At 70.7% G+C, this 15,553-nt stretch carries 14 protein-coding genes; 8 read left to right on the forward strand and 6 right to left on the reverse strand.

Annotated features, from left to right (window positions below):
- Window positions 1-222: 222 nt before the first annotated feature.
- The 3 genes from ACZ7LU_RS04545 (at window position 223) to dnaK (ending at window position 3,660) form a co-directional block, all read left to right on the forward strand.
- Complete coding sequence (locus tag ACZ7LU_RS04545; RefSeq protein WP_398299604.1) at window positions 223-1,023, forward strand: SAM-dependent methyltransferase; 801 nt, start codon at window positions 223-225, stop codon at window positions 1,021-1,023.
- Between the two features lie 175 nt (window positions 1,024-1,198).
- Entirely contained in the window at window positions 1,199-1,624 is a 426-nt protein-coding gene (locus tag ACZ7LU_RS04550) for an OsmC family protein (RefSeq protein ID WP_398299603.1), read from the forward strand.
- Window positions 1,625-1,773: 149 nt separating this feature from the next.
- Window positions 1,774-3,660, forward strand: coding sequence for a molecular chaperone DnaK (gene dnaK, locus ACZ7LU_RS04555; RefSeq protein WP_471915664.1), 1,887 nt, complete (start codon window positions 1,774-1,776; stop codon window positions 3,658-3,660).
- A 45-nt stretch (window positions 3,661-3,705) separates the two neighbouring features.
- Here dnaK and narI read toward each other — a convergent pair whose 3' ends face one another.
- From narI to ACZ7LU_RS04575, 4 genes are read right to left on the reverse strand one after another with little or no spacing between them, the layout of a single operon-like run.
- Entirely contained in the window at window positions 3,706-4,428 is a 723-nt protein-coding gene (gene narI / locus ACZ7LU_RS04560) for a respiratory nitrate reductase subunit gamma (RefSeq protein WP_468557609.1), read from the reverse strand.
- Window positions 4,425-5,003 carry a nitrate reductase molybdenum cofactor assembly chaperone gene (gene narJ, locus ACZ7LU_RS04565; protein ID WP_471915665.1) on the reverse strand — a complete coding sequence of 193 codons (579 nt, stop codon included), beginning with the start codon at window positions 5,001-5,003 and terminating at the stop codon, window positions 4,425-4,427. Before narJ ends, narI begins: the two co-directional genes overlap by 4 nt.
- Window positions 5,000-6,664 (reverse strand): nitrate reductase subunit beta, encoded by a 1,665-nt coding sequence (gene narH / locus ACZ7LU_RS04570; protein WP_471915666.1) that lies wholly within the window; start codon window positions 6,662-6,664, stop codon window positions 5,000-5,002. Before narH ends, narJ begins: the two co-directional genes overlap by 4 nt.
- 1 nt (window position 6,665) lies before the next feature.
- Window positions 6,666-10,367: a nitrate reductase subunit alpha gene (locus ACZ7LU_RS04575; protein ID WP_471915667.1), complete on the reverse strand. Its 3,702-nt coding sequence runs from the start codon at window positions 10,365-10,367 to the stop codon at window positions 6,666-6,668.
- Between the two features lie 255 nt (window positions 10,368-10,622).
- Here ACZ7LU_RS04575 and ACZ7LU_RS04580 point away from each other — a divergent pair, with 255 nt between their 5' ends.
- Window positions 10,623-11,045 carry a hypothetical protein gene (locus ACZ7LU_RS04580; RefSeq protein ID WP_398299593.1) on the forward strand — a complete coding sequence of 141 codons (423 nt, stop codon included), beginning with the start codon at window positions 10,623-10,625 and terminating at the stop codon, window positions 11,043-11,045.
- A gap of 24 nt (window positions 11,046-11,069) precedes the next feature.
- Here the strand turns inward: ACZ7LU_RS04580 and ACZ7LU_RS04585 are convergent, their stop codons facing one another.
- On the reverse strand, window positions 11,070-11,939 hold the full coding sequence (locus ACZ7LU_RS04585; protein WP_471915668.1) for a helix-turn-helix domain-containing protein: 870 nt from the start codon (window positions 11,937-11,939) through the stop codon (window positions 11,070-11,072).
- A 71-nt stretch (window positions 11,940-12,010) separates the two neighbouring features.
- On the opposite strand from ACZ7LU_RS04585, the gene ACZ7LU_RS04590 reads away from it, so the two are divergent.
- From ACZ7LU_RS04590 to ACZ7LU_RS04605, 4 genes are all read left to right on the forward strand, one after another.
- Window positions 12,011-12,316 carry a 4a-hydroxytetrahydrobiopterin dehydratase gene (locus tag ACZ7LU_RS04590; RefSeq protein WP_471915669.1) on the forward strand — a complete coding sequence of 102 codons (306 nt, stop codon included), beginning with the start codon at window positions 12,011-12,013 and terminating at the stop codon, window positions 12,314-12,316.
- Window positions 12,317-12,322: 6 nt separating this feature from the next.
- Window positions 12,323-13,063, forward strand: a complete 741-nt coding sequence (locus ACZ7LU_RS04595) for a class I SAM-dependent methyltransferase (protein ID WP_398299587.1) — start codon at window positions 12,323-12,325, stop codon at window positions 13,061-13,063.
- Between the two features lie 145 nt (window positions 13,064-13,208).
- Entirely contained in the window at window positions 13,209-14,111 is a 903-nt protein-coding gene (locus ACZ7LU_RS04600) for a class I SAM-dependent methyltransferase (protein ID WP_471915670.1), read from the forward strand.
- Window positions 14,112-14,220: 109 nt separating this feature from the next.
- Window positions 14,221-14,610, forward strand: coding sequence for a CU044_2847 family protein (locus tag ACZ7LU_RS04605; protein WP_471915671.1), 390 nt, complete (start codon window positions 14,221-14,223; stop codon window positions 14,608-14,610).
- Window positions 14,611-14,647: 37 nt separating this feature from the next.
- Here ACZ7LU_RS04605 and ACZ7LU_RS04610 read toward each other — a convergent pair whose 3' ends face one another.
- Entirely contained in the window at window positions 14,648-15,439 is a 792-nt protein-coding gene (locus ACZ7LU_RS04610; protein WP_468303335.1) for an aldo/keto reductase, read from the reverse strand.
- Window positions 15,440-15,553: the final 114 nt, after the last annotated feature.

A 15,553-nucleotide genomic window follows, 5' to 3' on the forward strand; every position in this document is an offset into this window, starting at 1 on the left:
GCCACGTGCTTGTTCCCGCACCTCAGACGCCCCTGTGGCGCGGCGGCCCACACAACGTGTTCGTATCGGCGGACGCGCACCTGCACCCTCGACTCGAACACCCCCCGGGTGCCGGCCGGGCGCCCGGCGGCTCGTATCCGACGTGGCGACATCGCGTCGGTCGATTTCCGGCCGGGCATACCGTTCGCAGTTCAATGTCACTGGTGAGAAGCGGAGTTGCCGATGCACAGCGCAGGGGATCGGATCGACACCTCGACGGCACATTCGGCGCGGGTGTACGACTACATCCTGGGCGGCAAGGACCACTACCTTGTCGACGTCGAGGCGGGTGACGCCATGTGCAGGCACTGGCCGGCGCTGCCCGTGCACATGCTGGAGAACCGGCGGTTCATGCACCGTGCCGGGCGGTTCCTCGCCCAGGAGCACGGCGTCCGGCAGTTCCTCGACATCGGCACCGGCCTGCCCACCGCCCCCAACCTGCACGAGGTCGTGCAGGGCGTGGCGCCGGAGTCCCGCGTGGTCTACGTCGACAACGACCCGATCGTCCTGGCCCACGCCCGCGCTCTCCTGCAGAGCTCGCCGGAGGGGGCGACCGCCTACGTCGACGCCGACATGCACGACCCGGACGCCATCCTGGACAGCGCCGAGTTCCGCGCCCTGGTGGACCTGGACGAGCCGGTCGGCCTGATGATCATCGGCATACTGCACTTCATCCTGCCGCCGGACGACCGACGCCTCGTGCGGCGCCTGCTGGAACCGCTCCCGTCGGGCAGCTTCCTGGCCATGACGATCGGCACCGCCGACTTCGCGCCCGAAGAGGTCGGCCGGGTGGCCGAGGAGTACGAGCGGCAGGGCATGCCCATGGCGCTCCGCGACCTGTCGACCGCCACCGCCCTGTTCGAGGGCATGGACCTCCTGGACCCGGGCGTCACCCAGGTGCACAAGTGGCGTCCTGGCCCCTTGCAGGACGGCATCGACGACGCGGCGATCGCGATGTACGGGGCGGTGGCCCGCAAGCCCTGAACGGGGCGGTGGCCCGCAAGCCCTGAACGGGGCGGTGGCCCGGAAGCCCTGAACGGGCCGCTTCGGCCATCGCACGCCGCACGAGGGCACCGCACGCCCCGTTTTCATCCCGAGTGTGATCGGATGGTGGCAACGGAAAATCCGATCACGGATCCGCACTGAAGGGAACTGCATCGTGGCTACCACCCGTTCCGCGCACACCGTCTGGGAAGGCTCTCTGACGGAGGGCTCGGGCACCGTCACCTTCGACTCCTCCGGCATCGGGGAGCAGGCGGTGTCCTGGCCGTCGCGCGCCGAGGAGGCGAACGGCAAGACCAGCCCGGAGGAGCTCATCGCCGCCGCGCACTCCAGCTGCTTCTCCATGGCCCTGTCGCACACCCTGACCGGTGCCGGCAACCCGCCCACCCGGCTCACCACGTCCGCCGACGTGACCCTGCAGCCCGGCACCGGCATCACCGGCATCCACCTCACCGTCGAGGGCGTCGTGCCCGGTATCGACGAGGCCGCCTTCGTCGAGGCCGCCGAGAAGGCCAAGGACGGCTGCCCGGTGAGCCAGGCCCTGACGGGTACGACCATCACGCTTTCGGCCAAGCTGGCCTGACGAAGCCGCAGTTGACGATGCCGTCGCCCCTGTCGGGGTGGCGGCATTGTCGCGTGCGGCATTGACATCAGCCCGCTCAAGTTTTGTGATGGAGAGCGGAGTAGACCGGGAAACGGGGGACGTGAGCTCGCGGCGGAAGGGACTGGACCATGGCACGTGCGGTCGGGATCGATCTCGGGACGACGAACTCAGTGGTGGCCGTGCTGGAGGGCGGTGAGCCCACCGTCGTCGCCAACGCGGAGGGCGCGCGCACCACGCCCTCCGTCGTCGCCTTCGCGAAGAACGGCGACGTCCTGGTGGGTGAGGTCGCCAAGCGGCAGGCGGTCACCAACGTGGAGCGCACCGCGCGCTCCGTCAAACGCCACATGGGCGACAGCGGCTGGCGCTTCCCGGAGAGCGGCTCCGTGGACGGCACCCGCTACACCGCGCAGGAGCTCTCCGCGCGCGTCCTGCAGAAGCTGAAGCGCGACGCCGAGGCCTATCTCGGCGAGGACGTCACGGACGCGGTGGTCACCGTCCCCGCGTACTTCGACGACACCCAGCGCCAGGCCACCAAGGAGGCCGGCGAGATCGCGGGGCTGAACGTCCTGCGCATCATCAACGAACCGACCGCGGCGGCCCTCGCCTACGGCCTCGACAAGGGCGACGACCAGACCGTCCTGGTCTTCGACCTCGGCGGCGGCACCTTCGACGTGTCGCTCCTTGAGATGGGCGAGGGCGTCATCGAGGTGAAGGCCACCAACGGTGACACGCAGCTCGGCGGCGACGACTGGGACCAGCGGATCGTCGACTACCTGGTGCGACAGTTCAAGAACGGGCACGGCGTGGACCTCGGCAAGGACAAGATGGCGCTCCAACGCCTGCGCGAGGGCGCCGAGAAGGCGAAGATCGAGCTGTCCTCGTCGAGCGAGACGGACATCAACCTGCCCTACATCACGGCCTCCTCGGAAGGCCCGCTGCACCTGGCGGAGAAATTGACGCGCGCCCAGTTCCAGGAGCTGACCGCCGACCTCCTCGACCGCTGCAAGGAGCCCTTCCACCAGGCGGTGAAGGACGCGGGCGTCAAGCTCTCCGCCGTGGACCACGTGATCCTGGTCGGCGGCTCCACCCGGATGCCCGCGGTCACGGACCTGGTCAGGGAGCTCACCGGCAAGGACCCGCACAAGGGCGTCAACCCGGACGAGGTGGTGGCGCTCGGCGCGGCCCTCCAGGCCGGTGTGATCCGCGGCGACGTCAAGGACGTGCTCCTGCTCGACGTGACCCCGCTCTCCCTCGGCATCGAGACCAAGGGCGGCATCATGACGAAGCTGATCGAGCGCAACACCACGATCCCCACGAAGCGTTCGGAGACCTTCTCCACCGCCGAGGACAACCAGCCCTCGGTCGGCATCCAGGTCTTCCAGGGCGAGCGGGAGATCGCCGCGTACAACAAGAAGCTCGGCGTCTTCGACCTGACAGGCCTGCCGCCCGCGCCGCGCGGCGTCCCCAAGATCGAGGTCACCTTCGACATCGACGCCAACGGAATCATGCACGTCTCGGCGAAGGACCAGGCCACGGGACGCGAGCAGCGCATGACGGTGACCGGCGGTTCCGCGTTGCCCAAGGACGACATCAACCGCATGGTGCGGGAGGCCGAGGAACACGCGGAGGAGGACCGCAAACGCCGCGAGGCGGCGGAGGTCCGCAACCAGGCGGAACAGCTCGTCTACCAGACGGAGCGGTTCCTCCGCGAGAACGGCGAGCGTGTGCCGGCGGACACGAGGACCGAAGTGGAGGCGGCATCGGACGAGTTGAAGGACCTCCTGAAGAACCGGGCCGACGACACGACGGCCCTGCGCACGGGCGCGGAGAAGCTGGCCGCGGTCAGCCAGAAGATGGGCCAGGCGATGTACGCGGCTTCCGACGGCGGCGCCCAGGAACAGGCGCAGACGCCGCGGACGCCCACGGAGGACGCCGCGGACGCCGCCGCGGAGGACAGCGTGGTGGACGCCGAGATCGTGGACGATGACGACCAGAAGAAGGACGGCACCCCGTAGGCGACCCGGGAGCGGATGGGATCAGAGGCAGGGGAGCGGATGGGCTCAGGACCCCGTCCGTTCCCAGCCCCGCCGCTCCGGCCGCGCGCCCAGCCGCTCCGGATCCCGGCTGCGGTAGACGACGTACGGCCGGAAGAGGTACTGGAGCGGGGCGCTGAACATGTGGACGAGCCGGGTGAACGGCACCAGCGCGAACAGCACCATTCCGACCACCGCGTGGATCTCGTACAGCAGCGGTACGCCCGTCATCCGGTCGATGTCCGGCTGGAGCGTGAACAGGCTGCGGGCCCAGGGGGCGATCGACGCACGATAGTTGTAGCCGTCGCCGGAGGCATGCATCAGCTTCGCCACCATGCCGAGCACGATCGCCGCGAACAGCACCAGGTACATCAGCTTGTCGTTGGCGGTCGTGGCCCGGAACACCGGCGTGTTGGTCCGCCGCCGGTAGAGCAGCAGCAGGATGCCGAGGACGAGGAGGACTCCGGCCGCCGTGCCGCCGTACAGCGAGAACAGGTGGTACGTGTGTTCGCTCAGGCCCGCCTTCTCCGTCCACGACTCCGGCAGGAACAGCCCGACCAGATGGCCCACGAGCACGAAGAGGATGCCGTAGTGGAACATCGGCGATGCGATGTTCAGGAGCTTGGACTCGTAGACCTGGGAGGAGCGGGTCGTCCAGCCGAACTTGTCGTAGCGATAGCGCCAGATCGTGCCCGCGACGAGCAGGACGAGGGCCAGGTAGGGGAGCACGCCCCACAGCAGTGTCTTCACGAGGGGACCTCCCCGACGAGTGCGAAGGGCTGGAGCCCGACCTCCTCGCGCGGCGGCCCGGAGCGGGCCAGCGCCAGCGCCTCCGCGCGGTCCTTGGGCGAGGGGCCCGGCAGCGTCGCGCACACCGCCTCGACGACCGCCGCGTAGGGGGTGCCGAAGTCGGCGAGTGCGATCCGCAGCAGCTCAAGGCCGCCGCGGTGCTCGTTCAGGAGCACCGGGCCCGCGTGTGCCGAGAACTCCAGGACCGCAGGCAGGAAGTCCGGCAGCTCCTCGCCGGTGAAGTCCAGGCCGTGCTCGCGGTAGACCTCCTTGAAGCGGACCAGGGCCATGCCGCGCCGCCGCGTGTCGCCCTCCCGCCACCAGCTCAGATACAGGCTGTGGCGGTTCTTGAAGTCGAAGACCTGGACGTAGTGCGCGGCGAGCTCGCGCGGCTCGGCGGCCGAGGCGTACGCCAGGAAACCGTGCAGCTCCGCGGGCGCGGCCGCCCGCAGCAGCGGCAGCCGCGCGTGGAACTCGTCGTCCGGATAGGCCAGGCAGAGCGCCGCCGCCTGGTACAGCACCGCGTGCCGGGTCACGTCTCGTCCTCCTTGGGCGCATGGGCCTTCTCGACCGCGCTGGGCTGTTCGTCGGCGGTCTGCCTGGCCCGCAGCGTGTGGAAGTTCTCGATGGTGACGAGCGGCAGCTGCCTGCGGCCGGAGTCCTGGCCGAACGGCCCGTCGCCGCCCATCCCGGGACCGTCCTCGTAGTCGAGGCTGCACGAGTTCGAGCCCTCGGGCAGCGCGGACTCCTCGAGCCGCCGAGCGTCGGCGACGGCCGCGGTCGGGATGACGTACCGGTCCTCGTACTTCGCGATCGCCAGGAGCCGGTACATCTCCTCGATCTCCGGCCCCGTCATCCCCACCGCCGCCGCGGTCGCACCGTCCGGCTCGTCACCGAGGTTGATGGCCCGCATGTGGGCCCGCATCGCCGCCAGCTTCTCCAGGGAGGACCGCACGGGCCCCACGTCCCCGGCGGTGAAGATCTCCGCGAGGTATTCGAGGGGGATGCGCAGCGTGTCGATGGCGCCGAAGAGATTGCCCAGGTCCTCGCCGTCGTGGCCGGTCTCCGTCAGCGCGTCGACCACCGGGGAGAGCGGCGGGATGTACCAGACCATCGGCATGGTGCGGTACTCCGGGTGCAGCGGGAGCGCCACCTTGTACTTGCTGATCAGCGCGTGCACGGGGGAGCGACGCGCCGCCTCGATCCAGTCGTACGAGATCCCGTCCCGCTCCGCCGCACGCCGCACCTCGGGGTCATCGGGATCGAGGAACACGTCCAGCTGGGCGTCGTACAACTTGTGGTCGTCGGGCTCGCTCGCCGCCGCCGTCACCTTGTCCGCGTCGTACAGGATCACCCCGAGGTAGCGCAGCCGGCCCACGCACGTCTCCGAGCAGACGGTCGGCAGGCCGACCTCGACGCGCGGATAGCACAGGGTGCACTTCTCGGCCTTGCCGGTGCGGTGGTTGAAGTAGACCTTCTTGTACGGGCAGCCGGTCACGCACTTGCGCCAGCCGCGGCAGTGGTCCTGGTCGACGAGGACGATGCCGTCCTCCGACCGCTTGTACATCGCACCGGACGGGCAGGACGCCACGCACGACGGGTTCAGGCAGTGCTCGCAGATGCGGGGCAGATAGAACATGAAGGTCTGCTCGAAGCTGAACTTCACCTTGTCCGCGACCTGTTGGCGGGTCTTGGCGACCATCGGGTCGAGGTCGCCGTGCTCGGTGGCGCCGCCGAGGTTGTCGTCCCAGTTCGACGACCACTCGATCTTCATGGGCTTGCCGCTGATCAGGGAGCGGGGTTCGGCCACCGGGTAGTCGTCGCCGAGCGGGGCGTCGGTGAGGTTCCGGTACTCGTACGTCCAGGGCTCGTAGTAGTCCTTGATCTCCGGGAGCTTGGGGTTGGAGAAGATCTCCAGGAGCGACTTGACCCGGCCGCCGTTCTTCAGCTTCAGGGCGCCCCGCTTGTTCAGCTCCCAGCCGCCGCGCCACTTCTCCTGGTCCTCGTAGCGGCGCGGATAGCCCTGCCCGGGCCGGGTCTCGACGTTGTTGAACCAGACGTACTCCATGCCGTCGCGGTTGGTCCACGCCTGCTTGCAGGTGACGGAGCAGGTGTGACACCCGATGCACTTGTCGAGGTTCATCACCATCGCGATCTGGGCCATACAGCGTCCGATGGTGCCTTCGGCACGGGGCATGTCAGTACTCCACATCCTGCGAGCGGCGGCGGATGACGGTGACCTCGTCGCGCTGGTTCCCCGTCGGGCCCAGATAGTTGAAGGCCCACGACAACTGCGCGTAGCCGCCGATGAGATGGGACGGTTTGAGGATGAGGCGGGTCAGGGAGTTGTGGATGCCGCCGCGCTTGCCGGTGGTCTCCGCCTTGGGGACGTTCACGGTGCGTTCCTGCGCGTGGTGCATGTAGACCGTGCCGGCCGGCATGCGGTGCGAGACGATCGCGCGCGCCACCACCACACCGTTCCGGTTGACGGCCTCGATCCAGTCGTTGTCCTTCACGCCGATCGCGTCCGCGTCCTGCGGCGCCATCCAGACGCACTGGCCGCCGCGCGAGAGGGACAGCATGAAGAGGTTGTCCTGGTACTCGGAGTGGATCGACCACTTGTTGTGCGGCGTGAGGTAACGGACCGTCACCTCCCGTTCCCCGTCCGGGCCGAGCCGCGGCTCGCCGAAGAGCCGGTTCATGTCCAGCGGCGGCCGGTAGACGGGCATCGCCTCGCCGAGCTCGTGCATCCAGTCGTGGTCGATGAAGAAGTGCTGGCGTCCGGTGAGGGTGTGCCAGGGCTTGAGGTGCTCGGTGTTGAGCGTGAACGCCGTGTACCTGCGCCCGCCCGACTCGCTGCCGCTCCACTCCGGCGAGGTGATCACCGGCACGGGCGCGGCCTGCGTGTCGGCGTACGTGATGCGCTTGCCCTCGTGCTCGGCGGCCAGGTGCGCCATCTCCTGGCCGGTGCGCGCCTCCAGGGTGTGGAAGCCCTGGGTGGCGAGGCGTCCGTTCGTCGTGCCGGACAGCGCGAGGATGGTGTTGGCGGCCTTCACCGCCGTGTCCAGGGCGGGGCGGCCGTCCGCGGGCCCGCCGCGCACGACGCCGTTGCGCTCGCGCAACTCCTCGACCTCTTGGCCGGGTTGGAAGGTGATGCCCTTCACCGGCAGCCCGAGCGTCTCCACGAGCGGGCCGAGCGAGGCGAATTTGGCGCCGATCGCGGTGTAGTCGCGCTCCACGACCGCCAGGTTCGGCATCGTCCTGCCCGGCACGGGTTCGCACTCGCCCTTGCGCCAGTCGAGGACGACTCCGCCGGGCTGCGCGGTCTCGCCCGGCGTGTCGTGCTGGAGCGCGGTCGCGACGAGGTCCTTGCGCACGCCCAGGTGGTCCACCGACAGCTCGCTGAGCCGGTCGGCGATGGCGCGGAACGTGTCGAAGTCGGTGCGGGCCTGCCAGGGCGGGTCGACGGCCGGGGTGAAGGAGTGCACGTAGGGGTGCATGTCCGTGGTCGACAGGTCGTGCTTCTCGTACCAGGTGGCGGCGGGCAGGACGACGTCGGAGAGCAGCGTCGACGACGTCTGGCGGAAGTCGAGGGAGACGAGCAGGTCGAGCTTGCCCTCGGGCGCCTCGTCGCGCCACGTGACGGTGAACGGGCGCTCGTCCGGGGCCGCCTCCTCCGCCCGCAGCGACGAGTGCGTGCCGAGCAGGTGTTTCGTGAAGTACTCGGCGCCCTTGGCGGAGGAGCCGAGGAGGTTGGCGCGCCACAGGGTCAGGACGCGCGGCCAGTTCTCGGGGGCGTCGGGATCCTCGCAGGCGAACTTGAGCGTGCCCGCGCGGAGTTCGTCGACGACGTTCGCGACGGGGTCACCCGAGTCCCCCGAAGTCTCACCCAAAACCAGCGAGTTGCGGTCGAAGGTCGGGTACGACGGCATCCAGCCGGTCCGTGCCGAGAGGGCCAGGCAGTCGGCGCCCGTCATCCCCGCGAACCGGCCCTCGCCGAGCGGCGAGGAGAGCACGTCCGCCGCGAACCTGTCGTAGCGCCACTGGTCGGTGTTGAGGAACCAGTACGCGGTGCCGATCATCTGCCGCGGCGGCCTGCTCCAGTCGTTGGCGCTCGCGAGCGTGGCCCAGCCGGTGTTCGGGCGGCACTTCTCCTGCCCGACGTAGTGCGCCCAGCCGCCGCCGTTGCGGCCCTGGCAGCCGGTGAGCTGGAGCAGCGCGAGGAAGGAGCGGTAGATCGTCTCGGAGTGGAACCAGTGGTTGGTCCCCGCCCCCATGAGGATCATGCAGCGGCCCCGCGACTTCTCGGCCGTCGCGGCGAACTCGCGGGCGATCTTCACGCACTTCGCTGCGGGGACGGAGGTGTGGACCTCCTGCCAGGCGGGCGTGCCGGGCGTGGCGGCGTCCTCGTACGACGTGGGCCACGTGCCCGGCAGCCCCTCGCGCCCGACGCCGTACTGCGCGAGCAGCAGATCGAAGACCGTGGTGACCAGCGGCCCGTCCTGCCCGCCCAGCCGGGTGGCGGGGACCCCGCGCCGCACGACCTCGCCACGGCCCTGGCCGTGCGTGCCGCCCTCGGTGTCGAAGCGTGGCAGCAGCACCTCGACGCCCGCCGCGACCGCCGAGCCATGGAGGGTCAGGAGCGGCTTGATGTCGCCGAGCTCCAGATTCCACCTGCCCTTGCCGGAGTCCGTCCAGCGGAAGCCCAGCGAGCCGTTCGGGACGGCCGGCCGCCCGGTCGCCTCGTCGAGCACCACCGTCTTCCAGTCGCCGCCCTCGCCGTCCCCGGTGTCTTGGCCGAGGTCGGCGGCGCGCAGGAACTTCGCCGGTACGTACGCCCCGTCGCGCTCCGTCAGCGTCACCAGGAAGGGCAGATCGGTGAACCTGCGCACATAGTCCGTGAAGAATTCCGTCCGCCGGTCGACGAAGAACTCCTTGAGGATCACGTGCCCCATCGCGATGGCCAGCGCGCCGTCCGTGCCCGGATGCGGGTGCAGCCACTCGTCGGCGAACTTCGCGTTGTCGGCGTAGTCGGGCGCCACGACCACGACCTTCTGGCCGCGATAGCGCGCCTCGGCCATCCAGTGCGCGTCGGGCGTCCTGGTCACCGGCACATTGGAGCCCCACATCATCAGATACGCGGCGTCCCACCAGTCACCCGACTCCGGCACGTCGGTCTGGTCGCCGAAGACCTGCGGCGAGGCGACGGGAAGATCCGCGTACCAGTCGTAGAAGGAGAGCATCGGCGCGCCGATGAGGCTCATGAAGCGGGCGCCGGCCGCGTGCGACACCATCGACATCGCGGGAATGGGGGAGAAGCCCGCGACCCGGTCGGGGCCGTGCGTCTTGATGGTGTGCACGTGCGCGGCCGCGATGATCTCGACGGCCTCGTCCCAGGTCGCCCGCACCAACCCGCCCTTGCCGCGGGCCTGTTGGTATCTGCGGCGACGCTCCGGGTCGCCCTGGATGTCCGCCCAGGCGAGCACCGGGTCCTTCAGGCGCGCCTTCGCCTCCCGGTACAGGTCGACGAGGACGCCGCGCAGGTACGGGTAGCGCACGCGTGTGGGGGAGTACGTGTACCAGGAGAACGCGGCGCCCCGCGGGCAGCCGCGCGGCTCGTACTCGGGGCGGTCGGGGCCGACGCTCGGATAGTCCGTGGCCTGCGTCTCCCACGTGATGATGCCGTCCTTGACGTACACCTTCCAGCGGCAGGAGCCCGTGCAGTTCACGCCGTGCGTGGAGTTCACGACCTTGTCGTGGCTCCACCGGTCCCGGTAGAAGGCGTCCGCGTCCCGGCCGCCCGTCAGCCGGACGCTGTGCAGGTCGGGGGCGGCCGTGCCGCGCCGGAAGAACCTCCCCGCCCGCAGCAGGGCGGCGGCGGGCTCGGTCGTCTCTGTCACCGTGGCGCTCCCTAGGTCTGCCTCCCACCGAACGTAGGGGCGGGACCGGCGGCGCACCCGTCGACGACGGCCGTACGGGTTGCGGGCGGCACCCGTCGGCGGCGGTACGGGTTGCCCGGCGGCCCGCTCGGCATTACCCGTGACGTAATCGACCCGTCGGCGCGGCCGCGACAGAGTGATGTCACCGGGTCCGGTCCGGCGCACTCCGGACCGGACCCGGCACCCGAAACCGTTCCCCGCCGGGAGGCATCCGCCATGGCCACGTCCACGTACCCGCTCGCCACGCTCGCCCGCACCACCGACCCGACCACGATGCTGCGCCGCTTCCTCGGCCTGGACGCGGTCGTGACCGCAGGCAACGGCATCGCGTACGCCGCCGCCTCCGGCCCTCTCGGCGACTTCCTCGGCGTCGACTCCGGGCTGCTCCTCGGCCTCGGCGTCTTCCTCACCCTGTTCGGGGCGGGCGTCGGCTACCTCGCCTCGCGCAAGAGCCCGCCGAAGGCCGCCGTGCAGGCGGTCGTCGAGGCGAACGCCGTCTGGGCGCTGGCCAGCGTCGTCGCCCTCGTCGGCTGGCTCTCGCCCGGCACGGCGGGAGCGGTCTGGATCCCCCTCCAGGCCGTGACCGTGGGCGGCTTCGCCGTGCTGCAGTACGCGGCGCTGCGGGCGCTCAGGCCCTGACGGTCACGGCCACGGAACCACCCTCTAGGACACGTGCGCTTGCAGGTATTTCGACGTCGCCGGGTCGGCCGGGAGCAAAGTCTCGATGGCCAGCTCGGCGACCGTGACGTCCATCGGGGTGTTGAACGTCGAGATCGACGAGATGAAGGACAGCACATGCCCGTCGTGCTCGATCCGCAGGGGCAGCGCGAAGTACGGCACCTCTGTGCCCGCCTCGAAGGCGTCCACCCCGGGATCCGCCACCGGATACGCCGCCACCTCCTCGTACACCGCCCGCAGCGCGTCCGAGCGCTGCAGCGCGATCTGCCGCTCCATCTGGTGCAGCAGGTGCCCACGCCACTCCCGCAGATTGCGGATCCGGGGCGCCAGGCCCTCCGGGTGGAGCGTCAGCCGCATCGCGTTCAGGGGTGGCGCGAGCAGGTGCTCGGGAATGCCGTCGAGGATCATCGCGATGCCGCGGTTCGCCGCGACGACGTCGTACGCCGCGTCGACCACCAGGGCCGGATAGGGCTCGTAGCCGGCCAGGAGCTGTTCGAGGCCCTCGCGCAGCGTGCCCATGGCGGGGTCGTCCAGCGGGGTCTCCCGGAACCGCGGCGCGTAACCGGCCGCCAGGAGCAGCGCGTTGCGCTCCCGCACCGGCACGTCGAGGTGGTCGGCGATGCGCAGCAGGAACTCCTCGCTCGGGCGCGACCTGCCCGTCTCGACGAAGCTGATGTGCCTCGCGGAGGAGTCGGCGCGCAGGGCCAGTTCCAGCTGGCTCACCTTGCGCCGCTCGCGCCAGCCGCGCAGCAGCGGACCCACTCCGGTGCCGCTCGCGACGGTGTTCCCCGTGTTCTCCGTGTGCCCCTTGGCCTTGCCTTTGGTGGTCCCCTTGGCGGGCGCGGCGGTTGTCATACGTAGAAGGTAATCGAAACAATTTGTGGCAGGGTGAGGCGAAGACCGACTTCCCGGAAGGAGCGTGGCCCATGCCCCCCGAACCGCTCTCGCAGAAGGAGATCGAGGACCGCCTCGCCGAGCTGCCCGGCTGGTCCCTGGAGGACGGCAGGATCACCCGCTCCTACCGGCTCGGCTCGCACTTCGCGGCGACCGGACTCGTCGTCCACATCGCGCGGACGCAGGAGGAGCTCGGCCACCACTCCGACCTGACCCTCGGCTACAACACCGTCACGCTCGCCGTGCACACGCACAGCGCGGGCGGCGCCCTCAACGAGCTGGACTTCGAACTCGCCCGCAGGGTCCAGGAGTTGGCGCCCGCGCACGGGGCGGGCTGACCGCCGATGCTGGACTACAGCAAGGAGGCCGACCGGTACGACGCCTCGCGCGGCGGCGAACCCCGCGCCGCTGCCGCCGCCGAAGCGGTCCTCGGCCTGGTGCCCGCCGACGCCGGCACACTCCTCGACGTCGCCTGCGGAACCGGCCTGGTCACCCGCTGCCTCGCCGAGCGGCCGGGGCTGCGGGTGACCGGGGTGGACGCCGCGTACCGCATGGCCCGGATGGCCGCGGGGCGCGTCCCTGGCGCCATCGTGCTCGGCGACAGCCGCCAACTCCCGTTCCCCGACGCGGCGTTCGACGCGGTCACGACCGTATGGCTGCTGCACCTCCTCTCCGGGCCCGAGGAGACGTCGTCGGTCGTCGCCGAGTGTGCGCGGGTGCTGCGGCCCGGCGGGGTCTACGTCACCACCGTGGACAAGGCCGCCTCCCACGACGTCCGCAGCGACATCGACGCCGTGCTCGCGCCGCGCCCGGTGCGGCTCGCGGTCGACCGGGTCGAGGCCGTCGACGCCTACGCCGCCGAACACGGTCTGGCGCCGGCCGGGCGGGCGCGGTTCCGCGGCCACGGGCAGGGGCGCACGCCCCGCTCCACGGTCGACGACCTGCGGCGCGGCTGGTTCACGCGGATTCCGCCCGACGGACCCCTGGCCGCGCGGCTCGCCGCCCGGCTCGCGGAGCTTCCGGACCAGGACGTCCCACGCCCCGACCCGCGCTTCACGCTGCGCGCGTACCGGAAGCGACGCTGAGCGGTGCCGTCCCGACCTTCGGGGTGAGTTTTTTGCGATAGCGGCAACATCGTTCGCCGAAAACCGGGAATCGGGAGCAGGCTGGTCCTGTCCACACAGTCCTGTTCCCACACGAGGGCAGCGAACCGGAAGGCGGCACAAGACGATGGGGCATCACCACGGGCACGGCGAGAGCCACGGGCACGGACACGGGCACGGTCACGGGCACGGCGACATGGACTGGTCGGCCATGGGCATCATGCTGGAGCGCTACGCCCGCGTCGCCGCGCCGATGTACGGCGAGGTGGCGTCCTGGCTCACCCGCTGGGTCCCGGAGCCCGGCGTCGTCGTCGACGTCGGCAGCGGTCCGGGCGCCGTCTCCTTCGTGCTGGCCGAGGCGTTCCCCAAGGCGCGGATCGTCGCGGCGGACCCCGAGGAGGAACTCCTGCGGCGGGCCCGCGAGCGCGCCGCGGACGAAGGCCTCAGCGACCGCTTCGACACGGTGCGCGCCGCTCTCCCGGACGCCATCGACGACGTGCCCGAGGCGGACCTGCTGTGGCTGTGCAAGTCCCTGCACCACGTCGGCGACCAGGGCGCCGCGCTCGCCGCGCTCGCCGGCCGCCTCGCGCCCGGCGGCGCCATCGCCCTCCTGGAGGGCGGCCTGAGCGCCCGCTACCTGCCCCGCGACATCGGCTTCGGCCGCCCCGGCCTCCTGTCCCGCCTGGAGGCGGGCGACGAGGAGTGGTTCGCCGGGATGCGCGAGGGGCTCGACGGATCGAAGGGGGCGACGGAGGACTGGCCGGCCCTCCTCACCGCGGCCGGTCTGCGGTACGAGGCCACGCGCAGCTTCCTCCTCGACCTGCCCGCCCCCCTCTCGGAGGACGCCCGCGCCCACGTGGTGGAGGAGTTCACCCGCCGCCGCGAAATGCACTCGGAGCGCCTCACGCCGGACGACCGCGCGACCTTCGACCGCCTCTTGGACGCCGACGACCCGCAGAGCCTGCACAAGCGCCCCGATCTGTTCCTGCTGACGGCGCAGACGGTGCATGTGGCGGTCAAGGACGCCTAGGGGGGGGATTACGTGTCAACCAGCCTGTCCCGGCAGGCTGGTTGGCGTACGTTCGGGGCAGCGTTGCCGGGCGGTCGGGGCTCGGCCGAGGAGAACGAGGGGGCCGCCCGTGAACGAACTGATGCGCTGGGAGTCCGACGAAGGGCCCGTCGTGGTGGAGGTGGACTCCAGGGATCCCGGGTTCCGGTCGGTGTCGCGGCGCGGTGAGGGCGGGGAGATCCACGACGTCGAGGGGCGGTTCGAGTCGGCGCTGGGCAATGTGCGCGGCGCCGCGATGTCCGCGCTGCGGACCTTCCGCGACCGCGCGCTTGACCCCGACACGATCGAGCTGGAGTTCGGTGTCAAGCTCAGCGCCGCGGCGGGCGCGGTCATCGCCAAGACGGCGGCGGAGGGGCACCTGATGGTGAAGCTGACCTGGTCGCGCCGGGTGCCGCCGGAGGGGGCCGAGCCGGAGGGCGTCGAGGGGGTCTCGCAGGCGGACCGCCTCCGCCGGCCCTGAGACGGGAGGCGGAGGCGGTCCGTCGCGCGGGAGGGGCTCAGACCACGTCGAACGTCGCCGGGTCCGGGCCGATCCGCCGGTCCTCGTTCAGCGCGGAGATCGCCGCCATGTCCTCGGGGTCGAGCTCGAAGCCGTACACGTCGATGTTCTCCTTGATCCGCGACGGGGTCACGGACTTGGGGATCACGATGTTGCCCAGCTGGATGTGCCAGCGCAGCACGATCTGCGCGGGGGAGCGCCCGTGCTTCCGCGCGATGGCGACGATCGCCGGGACCTCCAGGAGGCCGCGGCCCGAGCCGAGCGGCGACCACGCCTCGGTGGCGATGCCCTGCTCGGCGTGGAACTCGCGCGCGGCGCGCTGCTGCAGGTGCGGGTGCAGCTCGATCTGGTTGACGGCCGGGATGATCGACGTCTCGCCGGTCAGCCGCTCCAGGTGCTCGGGCAGGAAGTTCGAGACGCCGATGGACTTGGCACGGCCGTCGGCGTGGATCTTCTCGAAGGCCTTGTACGTGTCGACGTACGCGTCCTTGGAGGGGACCGGCCAGTGGATCAGGTACAGGTCCACGTAGTCGAGACCGAGCTTCTCCAGCGACGTGTCGAAGGCGCGCAGCGTCGCGTCGTGGCCCTGGTCGGCGTTCCAGAGCTTGGTCGTGACGAACAGTTCCTCACGGGCCACGCCGGAAGCGGCGATCGCCTTGCCCGTGCCTTCTTCGTTGCCGTAGATGGCCGCGGTGTCGATGCTGCGGTACCCGGCCTCCAGCGCCGTCGCGACGGCCTTCTCGGCCTCGTCGTCCGGAACCTGCCAGACGCCGAAACCGAGCTGAGGCATCTCGACGCCGTTGTTGAGGATGATCGGGGGAACCTTGCTCACGAGCTCTCGATCCTTAAGTCGTCGGTTGTTGTGCCCCATGGTCAACGATCAGCGGCCGTGCCGCATTCCTGA

The organism is Streptomyces sp. NPDC039462, assembly GCF_055639375.1.

What these genes read in the sequence shown, in the direction of transcription:
- ACZ7LU_RS04545 (WP_398299604.1), top strand. Translation starts at nt 223, where the DNA reads ATGCACAGCGCAGGGGATCGGATCGACACCTCGACGGCACATTCGGCG.
- dnaK (WP_471915664.1), top strand. Translation starts at nt 1,774, where the DNA reads ATGGCACGTGCGGTCGGGATCGATCTCGGGACGACGAACTCAGTGGTG.
- narH (WP_471915666.1), bottom strand. Translation starts at nt 6,664, where the DNA reads ATGCCCCGTGCCGAAGGCACCATCGGACGCTGTATGGCCCAGATCGCG.
- ACZ7LU_RS04580 (WP_398299593.1), top strand. Translation starts at nt 10,623, where the DNA reads ATGGCCACGTCCACGTACCCGCTCGCCACGCTCGCCCGCACCACCGAC.
- ACZ7LU_RS04585 (WP_471915668.1), bottom strand. Translation starts at nt 11,939, where the DNA reads ATGACAACCGCCGCGCCCGCCAAGGGGACCACCAAAGGCAAGGCCAAG.
- ACZ7LU_RS04590 (WP_471915669.1), top strand. Translation starts at nt 12,011, where the DNA reads ATGCCCCCCGAACCGCTCTCGCAGAAGGAGATCGAGGACCGCCTCGCC.
- ACZ7LU_RS04595 (WP_398299587.1), top strand. Translation starts at nt 12,323, where the DNA reads ATGCTGGACTACAGCAAGGAGGCCGACCGGTACGACGCCTCGCGCGGC.
- ACZ7LU_RS04600 (WP_471915670.1), top strand. Translation starts at nt 13,209, where the DNA reads ATGGGGCATCACCACGGGCACGGCGAGAGCCACGGGCACGGACACGGG.
- ACZ7LU_RS04610 (WP_468303335.1), bottom strand. Translation starts at nt 15,439, where the DNA reads ATGCCTCAGCTCGGTTTCGGCGTCTGGCAGGTTCCGGACGACGAGGCC.